Genomic DNA, 22,356 nt, shown 5'->3' on the forward strand with positions numbered 1-22,356 from the left:
CATGCGAACCCGAATCGGGACGCGGCTTGTTCTGGGCGCTGGCCTCGCGACCGCGGTGGTGATCGGAGGCATGGCCTTCGCCGTCCTCCGAGCCCACACGGCGCAGCTCCTCGCCGAACGCACCCGCAGCGCCGACCAGCTCAGCGAGACCATCAAGAGCGCGACCCACTTCGACATGCTGGAGAACCGGCGGGAGAACCTGCACCGCCAGATCCGGGCGGTGGGCGACCTGCGCGAGGAGGGCATCCGGAAGGTTCGGGTGTTCAACAAGGAGGGCCGCATCATGTTCTCCTCCGCGGAGGAGGAGATCGGCACCAGCCTGGATATCCGCGGCGAGGCCTGCTACGCGTGCCACGCCGAGGGCCGCCCCCTGGAGCGCCTGGGCATCCAGGCCCGGGCCCGAACCTTCCGCGCACCGGATGGGACTCGCATCCTGGGGCTCATCAACCCCATTCCCAACGAGCCTTCCTGCTCGACGGCGGCCTGCCATGCCCACAGCGGGAAGCAGAGTCTGCTGGGGGTTCTCGATGTGAACGTCTCCCTGGCTGAGGTGGATCGTGAGATCCGCCACAGCCGCACGCTGATGGTGCTCTCGGCCACTGTGGCCATCCTGGCGGGCGGCCTGATCCTCTGGTTCCTCAACCGGAGCCTGGTGGTCAAGCCCGTGGCGGCCCTTGTGGCGGGCACCCGTCGGGTAGGCGAGGGGGATCTCGGCACCACCATTCCCGTGAGCGGCAACCACGAGCTGGGCGAACTGGCGGGTGCCTTCAACACCATGTCCCAACGGCTGGCGGAAACCCAGCGGCAGCTGGCCCAGGCGGACAAGCTGGCCTCCGTGGGGCGGCTGGCCGCGGGCGTGGCCCACGAGATCAACAACCCGCTGACCGGCGTGCTGAGCTACGCATCCCTGCTGCGCAAGCGGCTGGACGGTGACAAGGAGTCCTGCGACGACCTGGATGTGATCGTGCGGGAGACCGTCCGGTGCCGCGGAATCATCCGCGGGCTGCTCGACTTTGCCCGGCCCACGCCGCCTGCCCGCAAGCCCATGGACCTGAACGAGGTGGTGCGGCGGGCCGTGTCCGTGGTGATGACCCAGCTGTCCCTGAACCAGGTGGATCTGTCGCTGGATCTTGCGCCCCAGCTTCCCGTGGTCCACGCGGACGCGAATCAGATCCAGCAGGTGGCCGTGAACCTGCTGCTGAACGCCGGGGATGCCATCAACGGCGACGGCGGCACCATCAGGCTCACCACGCGGGCCGGCGCAGAGGGTTCCGTGGAAATGCTCGTCCAGGACAACGGGCGCGGCATTCCGGCGGAGGATCTTCCGCGCATCTTCGAACCGTTCTACACGACCAAGGGGAGCCATGGCACAGGTCTGGGCCTCGCCGTGAGCTGGGGCATCGTGGAAGCCCACGGTGGAACCCTGGAGGTCCACAGCGACCCGGGCCAGGGCGCCTGCTTCACCCTTCGCATCCCCGCGTCCGCCGGCCCCGGAGAAGGCACCGGCCCACTCCCCATTCCCACCACCACCTAGGAGGTTCCCATGACCGCCCTGCTGATCCTTTTCATGTTCGTCGCCTTCGTGGGCATCGACTTCCTGGTTCGCACGAGCCTCCGCCGCATGCGGGAGAAGCGCGAGCGTCAGGCCCGGGAAGCGGTGCTGAACACCGCCATCCACCTCGACTTCACCTACGAAGCCAAGAGCCTGAAGCGCGTGGAGGTCCCCAATCCCAAGGCCAGGATCCTGGCGGTGGACGACGAGGCCGTGGTGCTCGACTCCTTCCGGCGGATCCTGGTGCTCGAAGGCTTCAGCGTGGACACCGTCGAGCACGGCCCCGAGGCGCTGGGCCTGATCCAGCGCCACGACTACGACTTCCTGTTCACGGACCTCAAGATGCCCGACATGGACGGCGTGGACGTGGTGAAGGGGGCCAAGCACCTGCGGCCGGACCTGGATGTGGTGGTGATCACCGGCTACGGCAGCATCGACACCGCCGTGCAGACCCTCCAGTTCGGGGCCTGCGAGTACGTCCAGAAACCCTTCACGGCCGACGAGCTGGCCGAGTTCGCGAAGAAGATCCTCATCAAGCGGGAGGCCCGCCTCGAGGCGCAGCGGCGCCCGAACGTGCGCGTGGTGGCGCCGGAGATGGCCGAGGTCCTGTCCGCCAGCGAGTTCTGCGTGCCCGGCGGCGCGTTCCTGTCCACGGGCCACGCCTGGGTGCGCATCGAGCCCGAGGGTCAGATCCGCGTGGGCATCGACGACTTCGTGCGGAAGGCCCTCGGCTCGGTGAAGGGCGTGGTGCTTCCGGAACGGGGGAAGACGGTGCGGAAAGGCGACATCCTGTTCACCCTGAAGGGTGCCTCCGGCGAAGTCCACGTGGCCGCGCCGCTCAGCGGAAGCGTCGAGCACCACAATGAGGGCCTTCTCTCCACGCCTTCCGACCTCATGCACAGCCCCTACGATCGCGGCTGGGTCTGCCTGATGACGCCCAGCGACCTGGCCGGCGAACTGGCGGCCCTCAAGATCGGGCAGCCCGTCATCGACTGGTACCAGGAGGAGATCACCCGCTTCAGGACCGCGGAGACGCCTCTGGCGGCCGGCACCCTGGACTGGTCCACCTTCGAGAAGCAGTTCCTGGGACAGGGCGAGCACGCCCCGGCCTGAACCTCGGCGCCTGCCGGGAGAGCCTGCCGGAGAGCTTTGAGGGCCTAGCCCTCGAAGCTCTCCTTGGCGTGGTAGCTGGACCGCACGAGCGGGGCGGACTCCACCCGCTGGAAGCCCATCTCCAGGCCCTTCCGGCGGTACAGGTCGAACTCGGCCGGCTCCACGAAGCGGTCCAGGGGCAGGTGCAGCTCCGAAGGCGGGAGGTACTGGCCGATGGTGGCGATGTCCACGCGGCTCTTCCGCCAGTCGGCCATCAGGTCGAGCACCTGCTCCGGCGTCTCTCCCAGGCCCACCATGATGCCGCTCTTCACGCGCATGGCCGGGGCGTGGGCATCGCGCCACTCCGCCGTCCGGCGCAGCACTGTGAGGCTCTGGGCGTAGTCGGCGTCCGGTCGCACCCGCCGGTAGAGATGCGGCACTGTCTCGACGTTGTGGTTCAGCACATCGGGGCGGGCCTCCAGCACGGTGAGCAGGTCCGCCTCGCGGCCGCGGAAATCCGGGATGAGCACCTCCACCCCGCAATGGGGCGACAGGGTGCGGATCCACTGGATGGTGGCGGCGAAGTGAGCGGAACCCCCGTCGGGAAGGTCGTCGCGATTCACAGAGGTGACCACCGCGAACTTCAGGCCCAGGCGGGCGACGGCTTCAGCCACGCGCTGGGGTTCCTCCGGGTCCAGCTCGCCCGGGCGGCCCTTGCCCACGTTGCAGAAGCCGCAGTGCCGGGTGCAGACGTCGCCCATGAGCATGAAGGTGGCTGTGCGGTGGACGCCCCAGCATTCGTGCAGGTTGGGGCAGCGGGCCTCCTCGCAGACTGTCACCAGCCGCTGTTCGCGGATGAGCCCCTCGACTTCCGCCACCACCTCGGGCGCCGGCACGCGGATCTTCAGCCAATCAGGACGGGGACCGGGGAGGACGGGAGGGCGGGCCATGGCCTTCCATTGTGGATGAATGGCCACGGATAAACACAGATGAACACGGATGCGGATGACTGCGTATAGATCATCTCTTTTTAAATAAGCGTTTATATGTGCTCATCTATGGCTAATTCCAGCTTCCTCTTCCGGTAGAATGACCCCATGTCCGACACCCCCCAGGAAGTCCCCGAATCTGTGGCCGAGCCTTTGCCTGAGGTTCCAAAAACCTTCGAGCCTCCCAAGGGCTTCGAGACGAAGTTCCGTGGGCTGGCGCTCCATCTGTCGGCCTTCGAAGGCCCCCTGGACCTGCTTCTGCACCTCATCCACGAGCAGAAGCTGGACATCCTGAACCTCCCCATGGCGGAGGTCACGCGGCAGTACATGGAATACCTCAAGCTCATGGAAGAGCTGAACCTGGAGATCGCGGCGGAGTTCGTGGCCATGGCGGCCCAGCTGCTGCAGATCAAGTCGCGGCTCATGCTGCCCCGCCCGCCCCAGGAATCGGGCGAGGAGGACCCCCGCGAGGCCCTGGTGCAGCGCCTGCTGGACTACCAGCAGGTGAAGGCCGCGGCCCTGGCCCTGTCGGAGCGCGAATCGGACTGGCAGAAGGTGGCCTTCGCCCCTGGCCTCGACCTGGAGGACCACAAGCGGGTGGAGGACGAGCCCATCCGGGCCACGCTGTTCGACCTGCTCGGCGCCTACCGCGAGGCCCTCAAGCGTCTGCTCCCGCCGCCGCCGGTGGAGGTGCGGACCCAGCCCAAGACGCTGGAGCAGCGGGTGATGGAGGTGCTCCGTGACCTTCAGGATGGCCTGTGGAAGCCCTTCCAGGGCCTGCTGGGCCCGGCGCGGACCCGGGAGGAGCTGGTGCTGACCTTCCTGGCCCTGCTGGAGCTGGTGCGGACCGGTCGCATCTCCCTGGTCCAGGGGGAGGCGTTCGGGGAGATCCGCGTCAAGGCCTCCGAGGCCGCGTGATCGAGGCGCCCGAGCACCTCCGGACGGCCTGCCGCCAAGCCCGCCTCGTGGGGTTGGCTCTTTGCCTGGGCACGCCCATCCTCATCGGGGCCTTGATCCTGTCCGGCCTCGTACCGGCCGGGAACCATCCGCCCGAAGGGACGTATCTCCAAGTGGGCCATCTCTTCACCGGCCTGGTCTTCTTCTCCGCCGCCTGGGTGCTCTGGCGGCGCGGGGCGGTGTTGAAGGCCTTCCCCGAGGTTCCGGTCTCCCTGCAGACCGGCGTGGTCCTCCGGGAGACCCTCATCTACGCGGCGCTCTTCGAGCTGAGCAGCCTCTACGGACTGGTGTACTGGCTGCTGGTGGGGGCCCACGCGGCGCGGCACGTGTTCGGCTTCATCGTGCTGTCCCCGCTCCTGTTCCTGGCCTTCGCCCCCAGGCTCCGCCACTGGGCGAAACCGCTGGAATCGGGTCCCGGGGGGGGCAAGTGAGCCGCCTGGCATTATCCTGAGTGTCGCCAGTCGAGATCCAGGGGGGCCCCATGAGTGAACACGAGACGCGGCCAGGCCAGGAAGGTGCCCCGGACCAGACCCACAAGCTGGTCCTGCCCATGACGTCCGATCCGGTCCAGCGGACGCAGAAGATCTCCATCCAGGCCGGGACCTCCGGGCAGACGCAAATGCCGGGCGCCCCGGCCGGTGCTTCCCGGCCGTGGACCTGGAAGCTGCTCCTGGGTTTCGGGGGCATTCTCGCGCTGGGGGGAGCAGCGCTCCTGCTGTCCTCGCGGGGGCCGGAACTCGGGGTGCCCAAACCGCAGGGCGGGACTCCGGAAGCGGGAGCGCCGGACGCGATCCGGGCCTACCTGGACCAGGCCCAGGCCGGGGACGTCCATGCCATGCGGATGCTCGGCGTGATGTACTACTACGGCCTCAACGTGCCGCAGGACCGGGAGAAGGGCCTCCATTGGTACCGCCAGGCGGCGGAGAAAGGCAGCGACGCGGCCCGCGACGATCTCTCCAGGCTCCAGATGGGGGTCGCGAAGTAGGCCTCAGAAGCCGACCACCACCTGCAGGCTGCCGCCCCAGAAGTGGTAGGTCGAGGCCTTTTCGCCCCAGGTGGCTTCCGCCTTCAGGGCCAGGGATGGATTCAGCGGCCAATGCCCCGAGAGGCTGGCGAGACGCTCCTGGGGACGGGTGCCAGGCAGGAAGGTCGCGACGCCTGTCGTGCCTCCCATCATGGAAGAGCCGGTGCCGCCATATCCGAACCGGCCTCCGTACCCGCTGCCGCCCGTGGTCATGGCCGTGGTCGTGGAGGCGAGGCCGCCCCCGGAGGCGGTGCTTTCGATGATGCCCCGCCCCCAGGCCAGCCGCAGGCTGTGCCACATGGCGAGATCGTTTCCGCCGAACCTGAGGTTCAGGATGCAACCGTCATCGGAATCCCCGTAGGGTTCGTACTGCAGTCGCTGGTACCAGGCGGAGGCGCTCCAGGAGCGGCCCTGGTAACCCGGGCCCGCCTGGAGCAGCCGGACCTCCTGGTCTCCGTGGAAGCGGCTGATGGCGCCCGTCAGATCCACCTTCCAGCCGTGGGCGACATCCAGGTGGAGGTCCACATCCACCCGGCCTCTCGGCAGGATGTCCGTGTTGGTGCCGCCGCTGGCGCCCAGGTAGATCGAAGAGGCTTTGCCGATGAGGAGGTACTTGCCCACGGAGAAGAGCGTCCCCTTGCCCTCGGGCCGATCGAACCCCACGGCGGCGAGCTGCCAGGGCCCGCCGCGGGCGGGGTAGATGGTGCCTTCGAGCGTCCAGCCCTTCCACCGGCCGTAGCCATCCGAGAACGCCTGGTCGTACCCGCCCACGGCCACGCGCGTGAGGGTGGTGGGCTGGGGAAGGTCGAAGTCGAACGGATCTTCCTGGGCAGACAGCCCCAGGCAGGCCAGCAGGAGGAGGACGGCACGCTTCATCATCGGGGCTCCAGGTCTGCGTGGTCAGGTTCGATCATGGTGCGGCCGTTCAGCGTCCCCGGCCACCCCTGCCGGCTGCCCGTCCGGACCTCTGGCCCGTGCCCAGCGCCTGGCCACAGCTGCCGTCGCGCTTGCGGAGCTGGTCCCGGGTTTTCGACTGGTCCCGAGTCTGCGCCTGATCCTGATCTCGGGTCCGCGCCTGGTCTCGGGCCTGATCCCTGGCCTGGGCTTGAGTCCGGTCTTTCTGAGGGGTCTGTGCCGAGAGGGCAAGGGCCGCGCCAAGCGCCGCGGCCAGGCACATCGTGATCTTCATGGGTGCCTCCAGGGGGAGGTGCGGGAGGGGCCGCACATCTGGAGAGATGGCTATTCCGCGTCGTTGGTTGAGAGGAATCCACGCGACGTCAGGGTCGGTGGAATCAGCCGTTCCCCTGGGGTTGAGCGCGTTTCCACGCCTCGATGCGGCCTGTGGCGGCCGGGCCGACCGCCTCAGCCAGGTCGGCCTCGCTCGCTTCTCGCACTCGCGCGGCGCTGCCGAAGGCCTGAAGCAGCTTCTTCGCCGTGGCAGGGCCGATGCCGGGGATCTGCGTCAGCTCCGTCTGGAGCGTGCGCTTGGCCCGCAGGTTCCGGTGGTAGGTGATGGCGAAGCGGTGGGCCTCGTCGCGGATGCGCTGGAGCAGCTGCAGCACGGGCGAGGACTTGGGGATGCGCAGCGGCTCGCTGGAGCCGGGCCGGAAGACCAGCTCCTCCTTCTTGGCGAGGGAGCCCAGCTCCAGCTGGTCGATGCCAAGTTCCTTCAGGGCGGCCTCCGCCGCATGCAGCTGTCCCAGCCCGCCGTCGATCAACACCAGATCGGGAAACTCCTGCTTTTCATCCCGGAGCCGCCTGTAGCGCCGCGTGACGGCCTCGTGCATATTGGCGAAGTCGTCGTTCTGTTCGTTGGTCATCTTGAAGCGGCGGTAGCGGGCCTTGTCGGGCGCGCCGTCGGTGAACACCACGCAGCTGGCCACCACTTCGCGGCCCTGGCCGTGGCTGATGTCGAAGCACTCCATGCGCCGGGGCAGGTGGCTGAGGCCCAGGAAGGCCTGCAGGCCCTCGAGCACGGCCTCGTTGAGACGCGCCGGCTCAAACTTGCGCTCCAGGGCCAGCCGGGCGTTCTCCTGAGCCATGGCCAGCAGATCCACCTTCTCGCCCTTCTTCGGGACCTGGATCTGGGGACGGGATCCGCGCATGCCGCCCAGCCAGTCCCGCAGCAGCTCGGCGTCCTCCGGCTCCACTTCCGCCAGGATGCGGCCGGGGACGGGATCGGCGCTGTAGACGCGCTGGAGCACTTGGGTCAGCACGGCGCCGTCGAAAGTCTCGACCTCATTCAGCACGTACTCCTGGCGCCCCATCATGCGGCCGTCCCGCAGCATGAGGCGATGCACGCAGGCCCGGCCATCCAGCACGGCGCTGCCGTACACGTCCAGGTCCTCCAGGTTCGGGCTGGCGGCCTTCTGGCGGGTGAACCAGGCATCCACCTGCTGGAGGGCATCCCGGTGCTGGGCGGCCTGCTCGAAGGCGGCGGCCTCCGCGGCCTTCCACATGGCGGCCTCCAGGCGCGCCTTCAGCTCATCGCGCTTGCCCTCCAGGAAGAGCCGCGCCTCCTTCGCCTGCTCCCGGTAGGCCTCCTGGCTCACGGCGGCGATGCAGGGAGCCGTGCAGCGGTGGAGCTGGTATTTGAGGCAGGCCCGACCGCGCTTGCCGTCGATCTCGATGTCGCAGTCGCGGATCTGGAAGAAGCGGTAGACCAGTTCCGCCGTGCGGTAGGCGGTGCTGGCGGGGAAGAAGGGGCCGTAGTAGAGGCCGCCGTCCTTCCGCACCTTGCGCGTGACGAAGACCTTGGGGAACGCCTCCTTCCAGGTGAGCTTCACGTAGGGGTAGCTCTTGTCGTCACGGAGCAGGATGTTGAAGGGCGGCAGGTGCTCGTTGATGAGGTTGTTCTCCAGCACCAGGGCTTCGAGCTCCGTCTCGCAGACGATGAACTCCAGGTCCCAGACGCGGGCCACGAGGCGCCGGGTCTTGGCGTCCAGGTGCTTGTTCTGGAAGTAGGACTTCACCCGGTTCCGCAGGACCTTGGCCTTGCCGATGTAGAGCAGGACTCCCTTCTGGTCCCGGTAGAGATAGCAGCCGGGCCGCAGGGGCAGGTCCGACAGCTTGCGCTGGAGGGCGGGGGACTTGTCGAGGTTGTTCCGGATCGCGGCCACGGTTCAGTGTAGCGGTCAGCCATCAGCTATCAGCTATCGGCTATCGGCGGGGGCGGATCTGGGACAATAGGGGGATGCTGAACCTCGAGACCTTCCCCGTGGGCCCGCTGGGCTGCAACTGCTCCCTGCTGTGGGACCCCGACACGAGCCGGGGTGTGGTGGTGGACCCGGGCGGGGATGGCGCAAAGATCCGGAAGCGTGTGGAGGCCCTGGGCTTCCGGGTGACGGCCCTCCTGCACACCCACGCCCACTTCGACCACGTGGGTGCCACGAAGGAACTGCAGGACCTCTGGCAGTGCCCCGCCTACCTGCACGGGGACGACACCTTCCTCATCGAGGCCCTGGCCCAGCAGACCGCGATGTTCGGGATGCCGGCCATCCCTCAGCCCGAGATGACGGGCCTGAACGCCGGGGACCGGCACATGGACCTCGCCACCCTGCACACACCGGGCCACACGCCGGGTTCCTGCTGCTTCCACGGCACCTTCGAGATGGGTCAGGTGCTGCTGGCCGGCGACACCCTCTTCCGCGGCGGAGTGGGTCGCACGGACCTCTGGGGCGGGAGCTGGGACGCGCTGGAGCAGAGCATCCGACGCGAACTCTACGTCCTGGATGGCGCCACCCTGGTGATCCCGGGACATGGGCCCGCCACCACCCTCGGCGAGGAGGCGGCGAGCAATCCCTTCGTTCGGAAATAGGCTATCGGCCGAACCGGAAGACAGCGCTCACGGCGAGCCAGCTGATCGAGTCCATGCCCAGGCCGTCGGCCCCGTTCTTCTCCACCGACACGCTGTTGAGGTGGCCCTCGAGGCTGAAGACGCGGGAGAAGGTGTAGCCCCCTCCGATGCGGACGCCGATGCGGCCGGACTGGTCGGCCTCCACATCCGGGAAGCCCGCGAGCTCGTAGGTGGCCTTCACCTTGTTCACGTTCAGGCCCACCAGGAAGTAGCCTCCCAGGGACGGCGAGATGGCGTTGAAGACGTAGTCCGCCCCGAACTGGGCCACGCCGAACCGGTTCTGCTGCGTGCTTCCGAAGATCGTCTGCTCCTTGCTCGCGAACCCGTTCGCGTTGAGGACCAGGCGCATCTGGTGGTGCCGGGTGAAGTTGAAGTCGATGTGCCCGCCGACATGGGCCCCGAGGCCCTGGTTGGCGCCGAGGTAATAGCCCCCCTCCTTCTTATCGGCGAAGTCGCCGACGGGGAAGGCGAGGCCTGCCTGAAGCCCCCCGTTCAGGGTGGTGGACTGCGCCATCAAACCGGCTCCGGCCGCGAACAGGAGTGCCAGGATCTTCGCGTTCATATCCCCTCCTGGAAGAAACCGCCCAAAGGATAGCCGAGAAGCGGGTTGTCTTTCCTGGCTTTCTCTGGTGGCATGATGGGCATCCCCCCTGGAGGTCCTCGATGCCTGAACTCCTCGCCACGTCGTTCGGCTGCTTCGGCCCGATCGCGCTCGTCCTGCTGATCTACCTCTTCGCCTGCCTCAAGGTGGTGAACGAGTACGAGCGGCTGGTCGTCTTCACCCTCGGAAAGGTGGAGGACCGCCCCAAGGGTCCCGGCCTCTGCTTCGTGTGGCGGCCCTTCCAGACGGCCGTGACCGTGAGCCTGCGCACCGTCGTGATGGACGTCCCCAGCCAGGACATCATCACCCGCGACAACGTCAGCCTGAAGGTGAGCGCCGTCGTCTACTTCAAGGTGCTGGATCCCAAGCAGGCCATCGTGGGGGTGGAGAACTACTACTACGCCACCAGCCAGATCGCCCAGACGACGCTGCGCTCCATCCTCGGCGAAGTCACGCTGGACGAGCTGCTGGCGGACCGCGAGAAGCTGAGCCAGCGCCTCCGCGAGATCATCGACCAGTCCACGGAGCCCTGGGGCATCGAGGTGAGCAGCGTCGAGCTGAAGAGCGTGGACCTGCCCGAGCAGATCCAGCGGGCCATGGGCAAGCAGGCCGAGGCGGAGCGCGAGAAGCGGGCCAAGATCATCGCTGCCGAAGGCGAGCTCATGGCCAGCCAGCAGCTCCTGGAGGCCGCCAACAAGATCAGCGAGAACCCCACCGCCATCCAGATGCGCTACCTGCAGACCCTCACCGAGATCGCCGTGGAGAAGAACAGCACCATCGTCTTCCCGCTGCCCATGGAGCTCATGAAGGCCTTCGAGAAGTTCACCGGGAAATAGGAACCTTCCAGCCCCGCCAGGCCGCGGCCTCCGCCTTCGCCAGGGCGGAGGCCGCGCTGTTCCGGCCGCCGTAGGCCTCGGCGTCCACCCGGCCCGCGAGCTCCAGCAGGGCCCCGGAGCGCTCGGGCCGCAGGGTGGCGAGCCGCAGCAGCCACGCCCTGGCTGTTTCTCCGGCCAAGGGGGCGGCCACGCGCCGGGTCCGGGCCAGCAGGGGACGCAGGGCCCGGACGGCCCCCGGGCCCGCTGGCGCGGGTCGCCAGAGTCGCCGCGTCCGCCAGGCGATCCAGGCGGCGGCCGCCAGGGCGAGGCCCCAGGACAGGCCGGTCGGCGGGGCCTTCCAGTGCCACTCCCAGCCCTGGATCCGCGCCTGGATCCAGGAGAGGCCTGCCACCTGGTCCTGGTCCGAGAAGCGCACCACATGGCGGTCCCACTGGTAGCGCAGCGTGTCGAGCCAGCGCGAGAGGAAGCCCAGGCTGTGTGGGCCTTCCAGGGGATCCAGGCCCGCGGCGGCCGGTGTGGGATCCGCCACATGCCAGCGGCCCTGATCCCAGTACTCCACCCAGCTGTGGGCCTGGTCCTGGCTCACGCGGAAGTAGCCGCCCTCGGGAATCCAGGGGCCCAGGCGGAAGCCGTTCACGACTCGGGCAGGCACGCCCCGCGCTCGCAGCATCAGGGCCATGGCCGAGGCGAAGTACTCGCAGTGGCCGGCCTGCGTTCGGTCCAGGAAATCCTCCAGAGGATTTGCGGCCCGGCCGGAGGGGTTGTCCAGGGTGTAGCGGAATCCGCGAAGGGAGCGCTCCAAGGTCCTGGCCAGCTCCGGCGTGGGCAGGATGCCCGGCGCCAGGCGCAGGCTCCAGCGCCGGGCGGCCTCATGTTCGGGTCCCAGCTCAAGCAGGTGCTCGAGCCGCCGGGAGGACAGCGCGGCCTCAGCCTGACCGGCGTTCCCCGGGCTCCAGGTCACCTCCAGGGGCATGGGGCTGGTCCGGGGGAACCGCCAGCGGATGCTGCCCCCTCCGCCCCGGCGCAGGGGCAGGTCGGGGGCCAGCCCCGTGGTTCCGTAGGGCAGGGTGAGGATGCCCTGGGCACTGGGATAGAACAGGAACTCCGCCTGTCTGGTCTCGGCTCCACCCAGTCGGCTTCTCCCGCTGGCGGGCGTCAGGTCCCAGACGCTCCAGCGCGGGCCCTGGACCGTCTCCAGGGCCAGGCCGCGCAACAGGTCCAATCCAGGCACGGTCGCCGGATCCGTGCCGGACGGCGGCGCGATGCGGAGGACCACCTCGGGGTTGGGTTCGATGGGGCCGCCGGCGGCCAGGTCCACCTGGTCACCGAAGCCCGCCCGGCCCGCGGCCGCCGCGGTTCCCATGAACGCCGCCGGGCGGAACCCGGCCTGGAGGCGGGGCAGGATGAGGAAGAAGGTGGCGCCGATCAGCAGGGTGGCGCCGATCCAGCCGGGGATGCGGGCGTAGGGCGGCGGGGAGAGCACACCGCGGCGCAGGCTGGCCGAGCCTTCCCAGCTCTGCTGGAGCAGGGCCGCCGCGGCCGATCCCAGCCAGAGCAGGGCCCAGACCAGGAACACCAGATCCGTGGTGCTCACGGCCGTGGTGAGGAAGAGCAGGAAGCCCATGAGCACCAGCTGGCGGCGCTGCGGCAAAGCCCTGGGCAGGGCCAGCCTCATGCCCGCCAGCAGGAACAGGGTGTGGATGGCCACCGGGAAGATGCCTCGGCCCCGGGCGAGATCGACCAGGAAGAAGACCAGGGCGCCTGCCTCCAGCCAGCGGTGGTGCCGGCCCAGGTCCCAGCGCAGGGCCTCCACCAAGGCCGCCGCCGCCAGGGGCAGGGCCATGACCGCCAGCTCGCCGGGCTCGTAGATGTCCGTGGACACGGCCGCGCCGAAGGCCACCCAGAGGGGCAGGTGGTCGACCCAGCGAGCGAGCCTCACGGCCAGACCCAGCTGCCGAGCACCACGGACCGCGCGGCGCCGGTCACCTCCGGCAGGTTCCCGGGCAGGCCCAGGGCGCTGGCGGCGCCGAGCAGGGCCCAGCTCACGGCCTCCCGGGCGCCGGTGGGGAAGGCCGCGTCGTCGTTGAGGGGCAGCGGCAGGCGGGACGCCAGCTCCGCGCGCAGGCGGCCGTGCAGGGCTCCGCCGCCGCTCACCAGGCCGCGGGCATTCGCCGCCAGGGGCTTGAGACGCGCCGCTTCCCGGACCACGGCCTCGGCGCTGAACGCCGCGAGGGTGGCCAGGCGATCCTCGAGGGAAAGTCCCTCCAGCGCCCCGGCCTCCGCTTCAAGCCAGGCTTCGCCGAAGACCTCCCGACCGGTGGACTTGGGAGGCATCGCCTGGAAGTGCGGATGCGACAGCCATCGTTCCAGCAGGTCGGGATGCACCTCTCCGGTGGCCGAGACGCCTCCGGGATCGAAGGCCAGGCCCAGCCAGCGCCGGGCCGCGAGGTCCAGGAGGGACATGCCTGGACCCGTGTCCCAGGCCTGAAGCTGATGGCCGTCCCAGTAGGCCAGGTTCGCGATGCCGCCCAGGTTCAGGGCCAGCCATGGCTCCGGGCCTCGCAGCCAGCGCTCGGGCAGGGGCACCAGCGGAGCGCCCTGGCCGCCCAGGGCCATGTCGCGGCGGCGGAGGTCCCACACCACGGGGCAACCCAGGGCTTCGACCAGCACGTAGGGGTCTGCCAGCTGGAGCGTGGCGCCCTCCGCGGGCCGGTGCTGGACGGTCTGGCCGTGGAGTGAAGCCAGATCGGGGATTAGGTTCAATCTGGCGCAGAGCTCCGCCGCCGCGCGGGCGTGGTGGTCCCCCAGGCGGCGCTGGAGGATGCAGAGTTCGGCGGGAGCCAGCCGGTTCGAGGCCGCCGCGAGGACCGTGGTTTTCAGGCCCTCGGGATAGGGTGCCGCCTGGTGGCCCAGCAGGGCGCGGAAGGGCCGCCCGGCTTCGAAGCCCCCGGGGTCCACCTCCACCGCCGCCACATCCACGCCGTCGGCGCTGGTGCCGGACATGAGGCCCAGCACACGCCAGGGGCGGTCCTCCGGGAGCGGGATGCGGGAGCGCATGATGCTGATCATGCCAGCAAGTACCGCCTTGGGGTTTCGAGGTACCCTTGAGGTTCCCCGGGGGTTCCCATGTTCTGGATCATCCTCATCATCGGCATCGTGCTCTTCTTCATCCTCCGCGGGAAGAAGGACCGCCCCGAGCAGCTTGGCGCCTCCCGTCGGGCCCTCCCGACCGCGCCGCTGGAACCCCACACCTTTCCGTGCCCTTATCCCAAGTGCCCCGCCTGCGGCGCCACAGGCGACAAGATGGTCCAGGAATGGGATGGTCTCCGCGCCGTGAAGTGGACCTGCGGCTATTGCGGCGCCCTGGCTGGCGTGCAGACCCTCAAGGACGAGGAGCTGCCGCCCTCCGCGCGGCGACGCCTGGGCCTGGACGCGCCGCTGCAGGGAGCGGCCCCCATGCAGCAGGGCGGCTACGGCCAGCCGGGCGGCGGCATGGGCGGCCTGCTCACCGGCATGATGATCGGGAGCATGATGGGCGGCGGAAACCACCACCATCACGATGGGCAGAGCGGTGACGACGGCTGGGGTGGCGGCGCTTCCGGCGGCGGCTCCAGCGACTGGGGCGAGTCCAGCGGGGGTGACTGGGGCGACTCCGGTGGCGGAGGCGACTGGGGCGGTGGGGATTCCGGCGGCGACTCGGGCGGCGATTGGTAATACAGAACCGAAAATCGGGGCATGGAAGCCTGGATAGCCGGGTTGGCTGATCTTGTCTTGATTCAATCAGATGACTGTACCGGCATAAATGATGATCTTTGTATCGTCAATGGGTGTTCTGGAAATTTTCCTTGATGCAGACATTCAAATGTCCATGATGAAGCCACTTCTTTTCTGAACCTGGCCATCCGATGGTGGCCATTCCTTTTGGAGCGGCCATGGCCAGCCGTCGCATGCGCTATCTGACCCTGCTTCTAGCCTCTGGAGCCATCCTCTCGGCCCAGACCACGGGATCTCTTCAGGGGCGCGTGATGGATCCAAAGGGAAGACCGGTCGTCGGCGCCACGGTGTCCATCAGCGGGGCGGGGATCCAGGGTGGCCGCTCCACCACCACGGATGAATCCGGAACCTATCGCATCGGCCTTCTGCCCCCGGGGTTCTGCACCATCACCGCCACCAAGGAAGGGCTGAACGCCGCGAAGGCGCAGATCCAGATCGGTTTGGACCGCACCGCCACCGTGGACCTGGCGCTGAAATCCATCGCGACGGCCACCGTGGAAGTGACGGACGCCAATGCGACCGTGGACCTGAAGGCCACCACCGCCGGGAGCAACTACACCAGCGAGGCCATCCTGAAGCTGCCCACCACCCGCGATTTCGCCAATGTCGCGCTGCTCGCGCCCGGCGTGTCTCAGGACAATGTGGGCTTCAAGGTCTACGGTTCTTCCGGGGCCGAGAACAACTTCGTGGTGGACGGCATCAACACCACCAACGTGGAGTTCGGAACCCAGGGCAAGAAGATTCCCCAGGAGTTCGTGCAGGAATTCCAGGTCAAGACCGGCGGGTACGAGGCGGAATACGGCAAGGCCACCGGCGGCATCATCAACGTCATCACCAAGTCGGGCGGCAACGAATTTTCGGGGGACGTGTTCGCCTATTCCGAGGGTCGGGCCTTCAAGAGCGGGAACCGGCACACAGACGACGCCAACCTCCGCCTGAAGCCCCTCCTCCTGGAGAACCGCACCTCGGAGTACGGCTTCGATGTTGGCGGCCCGATCATCAAGGACAAGCTCTGGTTCTTCGCCGCCTATGACCGGCGCACCAACTCGCAGGAATCCCAGGTGCGGGTGCCGGGCCCCGACCTGGGCCTGAAGGCCCCCACGGACTCCACCCGCGACCTGTACGCCCTGAAGCTCACCTGGCGCCTCGCCGAGAACCAGACCCTCATCGCCTCGGTCCTCGGCGACCCTGAGAAGGTCACGGGGGCCGTGAAGGATCCCCAGGGCCCCTCAACCACCTGGGATGGCGAGCGGAAGATCGGCGGCACGGACCTCAGCCTGCGCTATGAGCTGACCGGGCAGTCCTGGTTCGTGCAGCTCCAGGCCAGCCAGCACGAGGAGAAGAACTCCGTCCTCCCCACGGGCGCCGGGGCCTCGCTCATCCAGACCGTGGACAACACCACCCAGCGGAACAGCGGCGGGTTCGGCCGCTACGACGACAAGGACTTCACGCGCACCAACTTCTCGGGTTCGCTCACCTGGTACCTCGGGCCTCACGAGCTCAAGGGCGGGTTCGACCTCCAGACTGACAAGGCCACCATCCACCGCGGGTATTCAGGCGGCCAGCAGGTCACGGACTACGGCAACGGCACCTATTCCCACTACTACTGGACCGTCGCCGGCGCGGACGTGAACAACGCGCCCAGCATCATCTTCAACGCATCCCCGAAGCACGAGAGCGCGGGCTACTTCGTTCAGGACAAGTGGTCCGCCACACCGGCCCTCACCTTCAACCTGGGCGTCCGCCTCGACACCACCAAGATCAAGGACCAGCACGGGGCCACCAAGATCGACCTCAAGGACCAGTGGGCCCCCCGCCTGGGCGTCATCTGGGACTGGGCCGGGAAGGGGCAGGACAAGGTGTACATGAGCCTGTCGCGCTTCTATGAGCAGGTGCCCCTCGATCTCGTCATCCGCTCCTTCAGCGACGAGAGCAATCCCACCATCTTCAACTTCAGCCCCACCAGCCTGGTGCCCGATCCCGCCGCGGGCACCAGCTCCATCGTCGGGTCGTACATCGAGCCCGTGGATCCCGATCTCAAAGGCCAGTACTCGGATGAACTCATCCTGGGGGCCGAAACGACCGTGGCAACCAACTACATCCTCGGAGCCAAGTACATCCGCCGCTACGTGGGCCGGGCCATTGAGGATTCCCTCGATGTGAACAGCCCCCTGGGCGACTACTTCATCATGAACCCCGGAACCAGCCAGACCGGCAGGCAGTACCCCCGGGCCACCCGTGACTACAAGGGCGTGGAAGTCAGCGTGCAGCGGAAGTTCGCGGACCACTACACGTGGCAGGCCTCGTACCTCTGGAGCAAGCTGGACGGCAACTACGAAGGGGCCTACCAGGGCGTTGGTGGACCGGACGGGACCGGGCAGCTGGACCCGAACATCAACTCGGCCTTCGACGAGCCCGCCTTCATGGTCAACAGCGAGGGGCGGCTCAGCGGCGACCGCACTCATCAGGTCAAGGCGAACGGCTACTACGAGTGGGACTTCGGACTGACTCTCGGCGCCTCGTTCACCTACGCCACGGGGACTCCGGTCAATCGCCTCGGCTTCGCGGACCAGGTGCAGCCCTTCCCCTACACCCGTTACGAGCTGTTCCTCACGCCCCGGGGCTCCGAAGGGCGCACCCCGGACACCAGCCGCCTGGACCTGAACCTGGGCTACACCTTCAAGGTCGTCGCCAAGCAGCAGGTCCGGCTCTCGCTCGACATCACCAATGTGCTCAACAGCCAGAGCGCCACGGCGGTGGACCAGCGGTACAACTTCAGCGGCCTCGATGTGGGCCAGACGAATCCCTACTTCAAGGCTCCCACCACCTTCCAGGCGCCGCGCTCGGTCCGTTTCGGCGTCCGCTACAGCTTCTGAACCCTGTTTCCGCCCTTGGGAAGCGGCTCCTCCAGGGGCCGCTTCCTTTTCGATCAGAGGACTTTCGGGACGACGAAGTGCCCCCGATCCTGCTGGGGCGCGTTGGTCAGGGCCTGGGTCTGCGTGAACGTGTCCCGCGCTTCATCCTCGCGGCGGGGCAGGGGGTGGGCCAGGGCCTGGAACATCGGTTCCACGTCATCCAGCGGAAGGTCATCCAGGCTGGCCGCATGGGTGAGCATGCGGGCCATGGCCAGCCGCATGGGCTCGATCTCCTCCTCCCGCAGGCTCAGGTGGGCCAGGGTGGCGCAGCGCAGCACATCTTCGCGGGTGACGTCCATGTCAGGCTCCAAGCTTGAGGTCGGCGTCGGCGTTCTGGATCCAGGGCTCGGCATCCGGTTCCAGCAGGGCGCCAGCGGCGGCGATCATGGCGCCGTTGTCCGTGCAGAGGCGCGGTTCGGGAATGGCCAGGGACAGGCCGGCCTGGGCGGCCAGGACCGCCGCATCGGCGCGCAGCCTCGAGTTGCAGGCCACGCCGCCGCTGATCACGAGGCTCCGGGCGCCATGCTCTTCGGCCAGCCCGGGCACGGGCTTCAGCAGCCAAGTGCTGATGGCCTCCTGAAGGCTGTGGCAGAGGCCCTGGACCTCGGGATCATCAGCGCCTGCGGCGGCCAGACGCGGGTTCCGCTCCACCCGCAGCTTCACGGCGGTCTTGAGGCCCGAGAAGCTCCAGGAGGCCTTGCCGTCGCGGAACTTCGGCGGCGTGAAGGGATCCGCGGCCTTATTCGCGGTGCGGGCGCAGGCGTCCACCACCGGGCCGCCGGGATAGCCCAGGTTCAGCATGCGGGCGGTCTTGTCGAAGGCCTCGCCGGCCGCGTCATCCCGCGTTTTCTGGAGGAGCTGGAGCGAGGTCCAGTCCTTCGCCAGGTAGAGGTGGGTGTGGCCGCCCGAAACCAGCAGTACCAGGGCCGGAAACGGCAGGTCGGGCGCAGGAAAGCGGGCTGCGTTGAGGTGCCCCAGGAGGTGGTGGACCCCCACCCACGGGATTCCTTCCCGCCAGGCCAGGGCCTTGCTGGCGCTGAAGGTGGCCAGCAGGCTGCCGACGAGGCCGGGCCCTCGGGTGACGGCGATGCGGTCCAGATCTTTCAATCCGGTTCCCGCCTGCGCCAGGGCCCCGGCCATGACCGCGCGCACCTGCAGCAGGTGCTCTCGCGCGGCGAGTTCGGGCACCACGCCGCCGAAGGGCCCATGGATGGCGTCCTGGCTCTCCCGCACCAGCGATTTCAGCACCGGGCCCGCGGCCGTCTCCTCCACCACCGCGGCGGAGCAGTCGTCGCAGGAGGATTCCAGGCCGAGGACCAGCATCCGGATAGTGTAACTTGGCACCTGGAGCCCACCCCATGCGCGGTCTGACGATACTGCTGCTGCCCGCCCTGCTGCTGGCCCAGCGCCCGCCCGCATCTCCCGCCGCCGCCTTCGACCGGGAACTGAAGCGAAACCGGTTCGGCACCTGGGTCGTGCTGGAGGACGATGGGGCCGCCTGGGGCGTCACCATGCGGTCGGCCCTGGACGAGGAACCCATGATCCTGCTCAACCTGCCGCTGAAGGTGGTGGCGGGGGGCAAGAAGGCCGACGCCCTGGCCCCGGTCCTCCGGGAGCGCTTCGGCTGGGCGAAGGGAGCCCACTGGGCCCTGGTGGACGCGAAGGGCCGCGTGAAGGCCGAGGCGGCCGAGACTCCCATGCCGGGGACTCTGAGCCGGGCTGTGGAGCAGGCTGGAACCTCTTCCCGGACGCAGGAACTGGAGGCCTTCCTCCGGCAGAACCCGGACCGCCTGGATGCGCGGGCGGCCCTGGTCCAGGAATACCTCGCCGTGGCGACCCGGCGGACGCAGAAGGCCCTGAACCTTCCCGGATCCACATCGGCGCCCTCCGAACCGGTTCCCGTGAAGCTGCTCGATGCCGAAGCGGATCTCAAGATCTGGGCCGCGGCGGCCCAGCAGCTGGACACCCTCCTCCGGGAGGCCGGCGGCTCTCCCGATGGATCCCTGGGGTACATGCTCGGACCTCGAATCCGGAGATCCGCGGCGGAGTGCTCCCCAACCACGATCGCTGTGCTGGCGCGCCACAAGGCGGACCTGGAGGAGATGCTTCGCCGGTCGCCGGAGAGCTTCGCGACTTGGCAAGTCTGGATCGCCGCCTCCCAGAAGTGCGGCGGGTGGCCTCTCCAGCCTCTGCTCGCGGCCATTCCGGCTTTGCCCGGAACTGCGCCGGGATCATGGCCGCCCGCGGGCATCTTCGAGGCGTATCTGAAGGACGCGAAATCCCGGAGCGACTGGACGACGATCCGGGAGGTCCTGGAACCCCGTTGGAGTGGCCTCCGGGACGCCGTCCTGGATGGGCAGATGCACCTGGGGAACAACGCCATCTCCTGGGACTGGAGCCTTGGTCCCTTGCTGGAGGCACAGGTTTCCCAGGGAGACATCGGGGCCGCTGACCAGGTGCTGAACGAAGCGGCCGAGGTGATGGGCCGATGAGCCTCGTCCCTACTCGCGTCCAGCTCAACCGCCCCCTGCCGCCGCTCACCTACCTGGCGCCGGAGGGCCTTCCCGCAGGGGTACGGGTGCGGGTTCGGGTCCGGAACAGCCTGGCGGTGGGCCTGACCATGGGGCCGGATCCCGCGCCTCCCGAGGCGAAGCTGCGCCCCTTGGAGGCCGTGCTCGATCCCTTCCCCCTGCTGCCGCCCATGCTGCGGGAGCTGCAGGCCTTCGCCGCCCGCTACTACGGGTGCCTGGAGGCCCACCTGCTGCCCCTGAGCCTGCCCCAGGCCCTGCTGCCCCACTGGGAGGCGGACGAGGATGGCCAGCGGCTGTCCTTCCACCGCGATCGAGGCGCCTGGGACGTGCTGGCGGGCTTGGGCGAAGCCTGGCACCGTGACCCGTCCATCCTGCCCACGCTGCTGCACCGGCCCGTGCTGCGGGGCGCGGGCTTCACGGAGGTGCGCCTCACCGGCGCACCCCACCCGCCCCGAGTGACGTCCGCCCAGGCGAAGATCCTGCTGGCCCTGGAGGAGGCCGGCGGCGCCCTCATGGAACCGGAGCTTCTGGAAGCCGCCGGCGTGGGCGCCTCCGTGCTGGGCACCCTGGAGAAGCGAGGCCTCGTGGCGCGCATGAAGCGGGTGGACCTCCTGGCCCAGCGCCGGGAGGCCGGCGCCGACCGCACGGTGATCCTCAATGACGAGCAGCGGGCGGCCCTGGAGGCCGTGGGGCCCGGGACCTTCGGCGTCCACCTGCTCCAGGGCGTCACAGGTTCCGGCAAGACCGAGGTCTACCTTGCCCTGGCGGAGCGGGTGCTGGCCGCCGGGCGGCGGGTGCTCTGGCTGGTGCCGGAGATCGGCCTCACGGCCCGGCTGCTGGATCGCCTGGAGGCCCGCTTCCCTGGCCGCATTGCCGTGGGCCACGCGGGCCTCAACGCCGGCGAGAAGCACGGCGACGTGGTGCGGTTGCTCTTCAACGGGGCGGACCTCTTCGTGGGCGTGCGGAACGCGGTGATGGCCCCCCTGCGCAACATCGGCCTCATCGTCGTGGACGAGGAGCACGAGGGCTCGTACAAGTCCGAGGAGCACCCCCGCATCCACGCCCGGGACCTGGCCATCAAGCGCGCCCAGCTCGAGGGCTGCCCCATCGTGCTGGGCAGCGCCACCCCCAGCCTGGAGAGCTGGCAGGCCGCCCAGAGCGGGCGCTACCGGCTGCTCCAGCTGAAGCAGCGGCCGGCGGGCATCGCCCTCCCGGCTGTGGAGGTCGTGGACCTGCGGGACGCCTACCGGGAGATGCGGCGCAAGGTGATCCTGACGCCGCTGCTGATGCGGGCCCTCACGGACGTCCTGGCACGGGGCGAGCAGGCCCTGCTCCTGCTGAACCGCCGGGGCTACGAGAACTTCTGGATGTGCCGGGCCTGCGGCCGGACGCTCGGCTGCCCCCACTGTGCCATCTCCCTTACCTACCACCGCGGCGACTTCCGTCTGCGCTGCCACCTCTGCGGCCACGAGACCGTGCCGCCGGAGGCCTGCCCGGACTGCGGCGCCGATCACCTGCGGGGCGTGGGCGAGGGCACGGAGCAGGTGGAGGAGCACCTGAAGCAGCTCTTCCCCGCCGCCCGCATCCTGCGCCTGGACCGGGACACCACGCGCCGTCGGGGTTCCTTCGAGGCGGGCCTGCTGGCCGCCGAGACCGGCGAGGTGGACATCCTGGTGGGCACCCAGATGCTGGCCAAGGGCCACACCTTCCCCAAGCTCACCCTGGTGGGCGTGCTCAATGCGGACCAGGGCCTGAAGGTGGCGGACTTCCGGGCCTCGGAGCGCACCTTCCAGCTGCTCACCCAGGTGGCGGGCCGTGCGGGCCGGGCCGAGCTGCCAGGCCGCGTGATCCTCCAGACCTACTCGCCGGAGCACCCAGCCATCACCTTCGCCCTGGCCCAGGACTTCGAGGGTTTCGCCGCCTCGGAGCTGCCCTTCCGCGAGGGTCTGGGCTACCCGCCCTTCACGGCCCTCTCCCTCTACCGCGCCGAGGCGGACACCCCGAAGGAAGCCCGCGAGGCCCTGGAGGCCTTCCGACAGCACCTGAGCGTTCCCGGCCTGCGGGTGCTCGGCCCCCTGGAGGCCCCCGTGCCCCGCGTGCGCGACCGCTGGCGCATGCACCTGCTCCTCAAGGGCACCCGCGGCGCCCTGGGCGAAGTCCTTGCGCGCCATCCCTTGAACCCCTCAGGGCCCATCAGCCTGGACCGGGATCCCATCCAGTTCGGATAAA

The 22,356-nt window shown here is 68.9% G+C and carries 19 protein-coding genes; 11 read left to right on the forward strand and 8 right to left on the reverse strand.

Annotation, left to right across the window (positions count from 1 at the left end):
- The first annotated feature begins 1 nt into the window (after window position 1).
- On the forward strand, window positions 2-1,534 hold the full coding sequence (locus tag MLG87_RS15725) for a sensor histidine kinase (protein ID WP_243296010.1): 1,533 nt from the start codon (window positions 2-4) through the stop codon (window positions 1,532-1,534).
- 9 nt (window positions 1,535-1,543) lie between these two features.
- A complete protein-coding gene (locus tag MLG87_RS15730) occupies window positions 1,544-2,665 on the forward strand; it encodes a response regulator (RefSeq protein WP_243296011.1) in 1,122 nt (373 codons plus the stop codon).
- A gap of 44 nt (window positions 2,666-2,709) precedes the next feature.
- Here the strand turns inward: MLG87_RS15730 and lipA are convergent, their stop codons facing one another.
- Complete coding sequence (gene lipA, locus MLG87_RS15735) at window positions 2,710-3,594, reverse strand: lipoyl synthase (RefSeq protein WP_243296012.1); 885 nt, start codon at window positions 3,592-3,594, stop codon at window positions 2,710-2,712.
- A gap of 147 nt (window positions 3,595-3,741) precedes the next feature.
- Between lipA and MLG87_RS15740 the strand changes: the two genes are divergently transcribed.
- The 3 genes from MLG87_RS15740 to MLG87_RS15750 are packed head-to-tail and all read left to right on the forward strand — an operon-like array spanning window position 3,742 to window position 5,575.
- A complete protein-coding gene (locus tag MLG87_RS15740; protein WP_243296013.1) occupies window positions 3,742-4,551 on the forward strand; it encodes a segregation and condensation protein A in 810 nt (269 codons plus the stop codon).
- Window positions 4,548-5,021 (forward strand): hypothetical protein, encoded by a 474-nt coding sequence (locus MLG87_RS15745; RefSeq protein ID WP_243296014.1) that lies wholly within the window; start codon window positions 4,548-4,550, stop codon window positions 5,019-5,021. The genes MLG87_RS15740 and MLG87_RS15745 overlap by 4 nt, the downstream gene beginning before the upstream one ends.
- Before the next feature lie 50 nt (window positions 5,022-5,071).
- Window positions 5,072-5,575, forward strand: coding sequence for a tetratricopeptide repeat protein (locus MLG87_RS15750; RefSeq protein ID WP_243296015.1), 504 nt, complete (start codon window positions 5,072-5,074; stop codon window positions 5,573-5,575).
- Window positions 5,576-5,578: 3 nt separating this feature from the next.
- On the opposite strand, the gene MLG87_RS15755 is transcribed toward MLG87_RS15750, so the two are convergent.
- Window positions 5,579-6,493 carry a YaiO family outer membrane beta-barrel protein gene (locus MLG87_RS15755; protein ID WP_243296016.1) on the reverse strand — a complete coding sequence of 305 codons (915 nt, stop codon included), beginning with the start codon at window positions 6,491-6,493 and terminating at the stop codon, window positions 5,579-5,581.
- A 413-nt stretch (window positions 6,494-6,906) separates the two neighbouring features.
- Window positions 6,907-8,733 carry an excinuclease ABC subunit UvrC gene (uvrC, locus tag MLG87_RS15760; protein ID WP_243296017.1) on the reverse strand — a complete coding sequence of 609 codons (1,827 nt, stop codon included), beginning with the start codon at window positions 8,731-8,733 and terminating at the stop codon, window positions 6,907-6,909.
- A gap of 74 nt (window positions 8,734-8,807) precedes the next feature.
- Here uvrC and MLG87_RS15765 point away from each other — a divergent pair, with 74 nt between their 5' ends.
- Window positions 8,808-9,431, forward strand: coding sequence for an MBL fold metallo-hydrolase (locus MLG87_RS15765; protein ID WP_243296018.1), 624 nt, complete (start codon window positions 8,808-8,810; stop codon window positions 9,429-9,431).
- A 1-nt stretch (window position 9,432) separates the two neighbouring features.
- Here MLG87_RS15765 and MLG87_RS15770 read toward each other — a convergent pair whose 3' ends face one another.
- Window positions 9,433-10,032: a hypothetical protein gene (locus MLG87_RS15770; protein WP_243296019.1), complete on the reverse strand. Its 600-nt coding sequence runs from the start codon at window positions 10,030-10,032 to the stop codon at window positions 9,433-9,435.
- Between the two features lie 101 nt (window positions 10,033-10,133).
- Between MLG87_RS15770 and MLG87_RS15775 the strand changes: the two genes are divergently transcribed.
- Window positions 10,134-10,907, forward strand: a complete 774-nt coding sequence (locus tag MLG87_RS15775) for a slipin family protein (protein ID WP_243296020.1) — start codon at window positions 10,134-10,136, stop codon at window positions 10,905-10,907.
- On the opposite strand, the gene MLG87_RS15780 is transcribed toward MLG87_RS15775, so the two are convergent.
- Together MLG87_RS15780 and MLG87_RS15785 are read right to left on the reverse strand one after the other, a co-directional pair.
- Window positions 10,894-12,846 carry a transglutaminase TgpA family protein gene (locus MLG87_RS15780; protein WP_243296021.1) on the reverse strand — a complete coding sequence of 651 codons (1,953 nt, stop codon included), beginning with the start codon at window positions 12,844-12,846 and terminating at the stop codon, window positions 10,894-10,896. The genes MLG87_RS15775 and MLG87_RS15780 overlap by 14 nt on opposite strands.
- The gene (locus tag MLG87_RS15785) at window positions 12,843-13,964 is read right to left on the reverse strand and encodes an anhydro-N-acetylmuramic acid kinase (RefSeq protein ID WP_243296022.1); all 1,122 of its coding nucleotides are present in this window, start codon (window positions 13,962-13,964) and stop codon (window positions 12,843-12,845) included. Before MLG87_RS15785 ends, MLG87_RS15780 begins: the two co-directional genes overlap by 4 nt.
- Window positions 13,965-14,033: 69 nt before the next feature.
- On the opposite strand from MLG87_RS15785, the gene MLG87_RS15790 reads away from it, so the two are divergent.
- A complete protein-coding gene (locus MLG87_RS15790) occupies window positions 14,034-14,621 on the forward strand; it encodes a hypothetical protein (protein ID WP_243296023.1) in 588 nt (195 codons plus the stop codon).
- Between the two features lie 218 nt (window positions 14,622-14,839).
- Complete coding sequence (locus MLG87_RS15795) at window positions 14,840-17,557, forward strand: TonB-dependent receptor (RefSeq protein ID WP_243296024.1); 2,718 nt, start codon at window positions 14,840-14,842, stop codon at window positions 17,555-17,557.
- A 53-nt stretch (window positions 17,558-17,610) separates the two neighbouring features.
- Here the strand turns inward: MLG87_RS15795 and gatC are convergent, their stop codons facing one another.
- Window positions 17,611-17,895 (reverse strand): Asp-tRNA(Asn)/Glu-tRNA(Gln) amidotransferase subunit GatC, encoded by a 285-nt coding sequence (gatC, locus tag MLG87_RS15800; RefSeq protein WP_243296025.1) that lies wholly within the window; start codon window positions 17,893-17,895, stop codon window positions 17,611-17,613.
- A gap of 1 nt (window position 17,896) precedes the next feature.
- On the reverse strand, window positions 17,897-18,940 hold the full coding sequence (gene tsaD / locus MLG87_RS15805; RefSeq protein WP_243296026.1) for a tRNA (adenosine(37)-N6)-threonylcarbamoyltransferase complex transferase subunit TsaD: 1,044 nt from the start codon (window positions 18,938-18,940) through the stop codon (window positions 17,897-17,899).
- Between the two features lie 14 nt (window positions 18,941-18,954).
- Between tsaD and MLG87_RS15810 the strand changes: the two genes are divergently transcribed.
- Together MLG87_RS15810 and priA are read left to right on the forward strand one after the other, a co-directional pair.
- Window positions 18,955-20,088: a hypothetical protein gene (locus tag MLG87_RS15810; protein ID WP_243296027.1), complete on the forward strand. Its 1,134-nt coding sequence runs from the start codon at window positions 18,955-18,957 to the stop codon at window positions 20,086-20,088.
- Entirely contained in the window at window positions 20,085-22,355 is a 2,271-nt protein-coding gene (priA, locus tag MLG87_RS15815; RefSeq protein ID WP_243296028.1) for a replication restart helicase PriA, read from the forward strand. The genes MLG87_RS15810 and priA overlap by 4 nt, the downstream gene beginning before the upstream one ends.
- Window position 22,356: the final 1 nt, after the last annotated feature.

It is taken from the genome of Geothrix mesophila, assembly GCF_022808835.1.
GTDB lineage: Bacteria > Acidobacteriota > Holophagae > Holophagales > Holophagaceae > Geothrix > Geothrix paludis.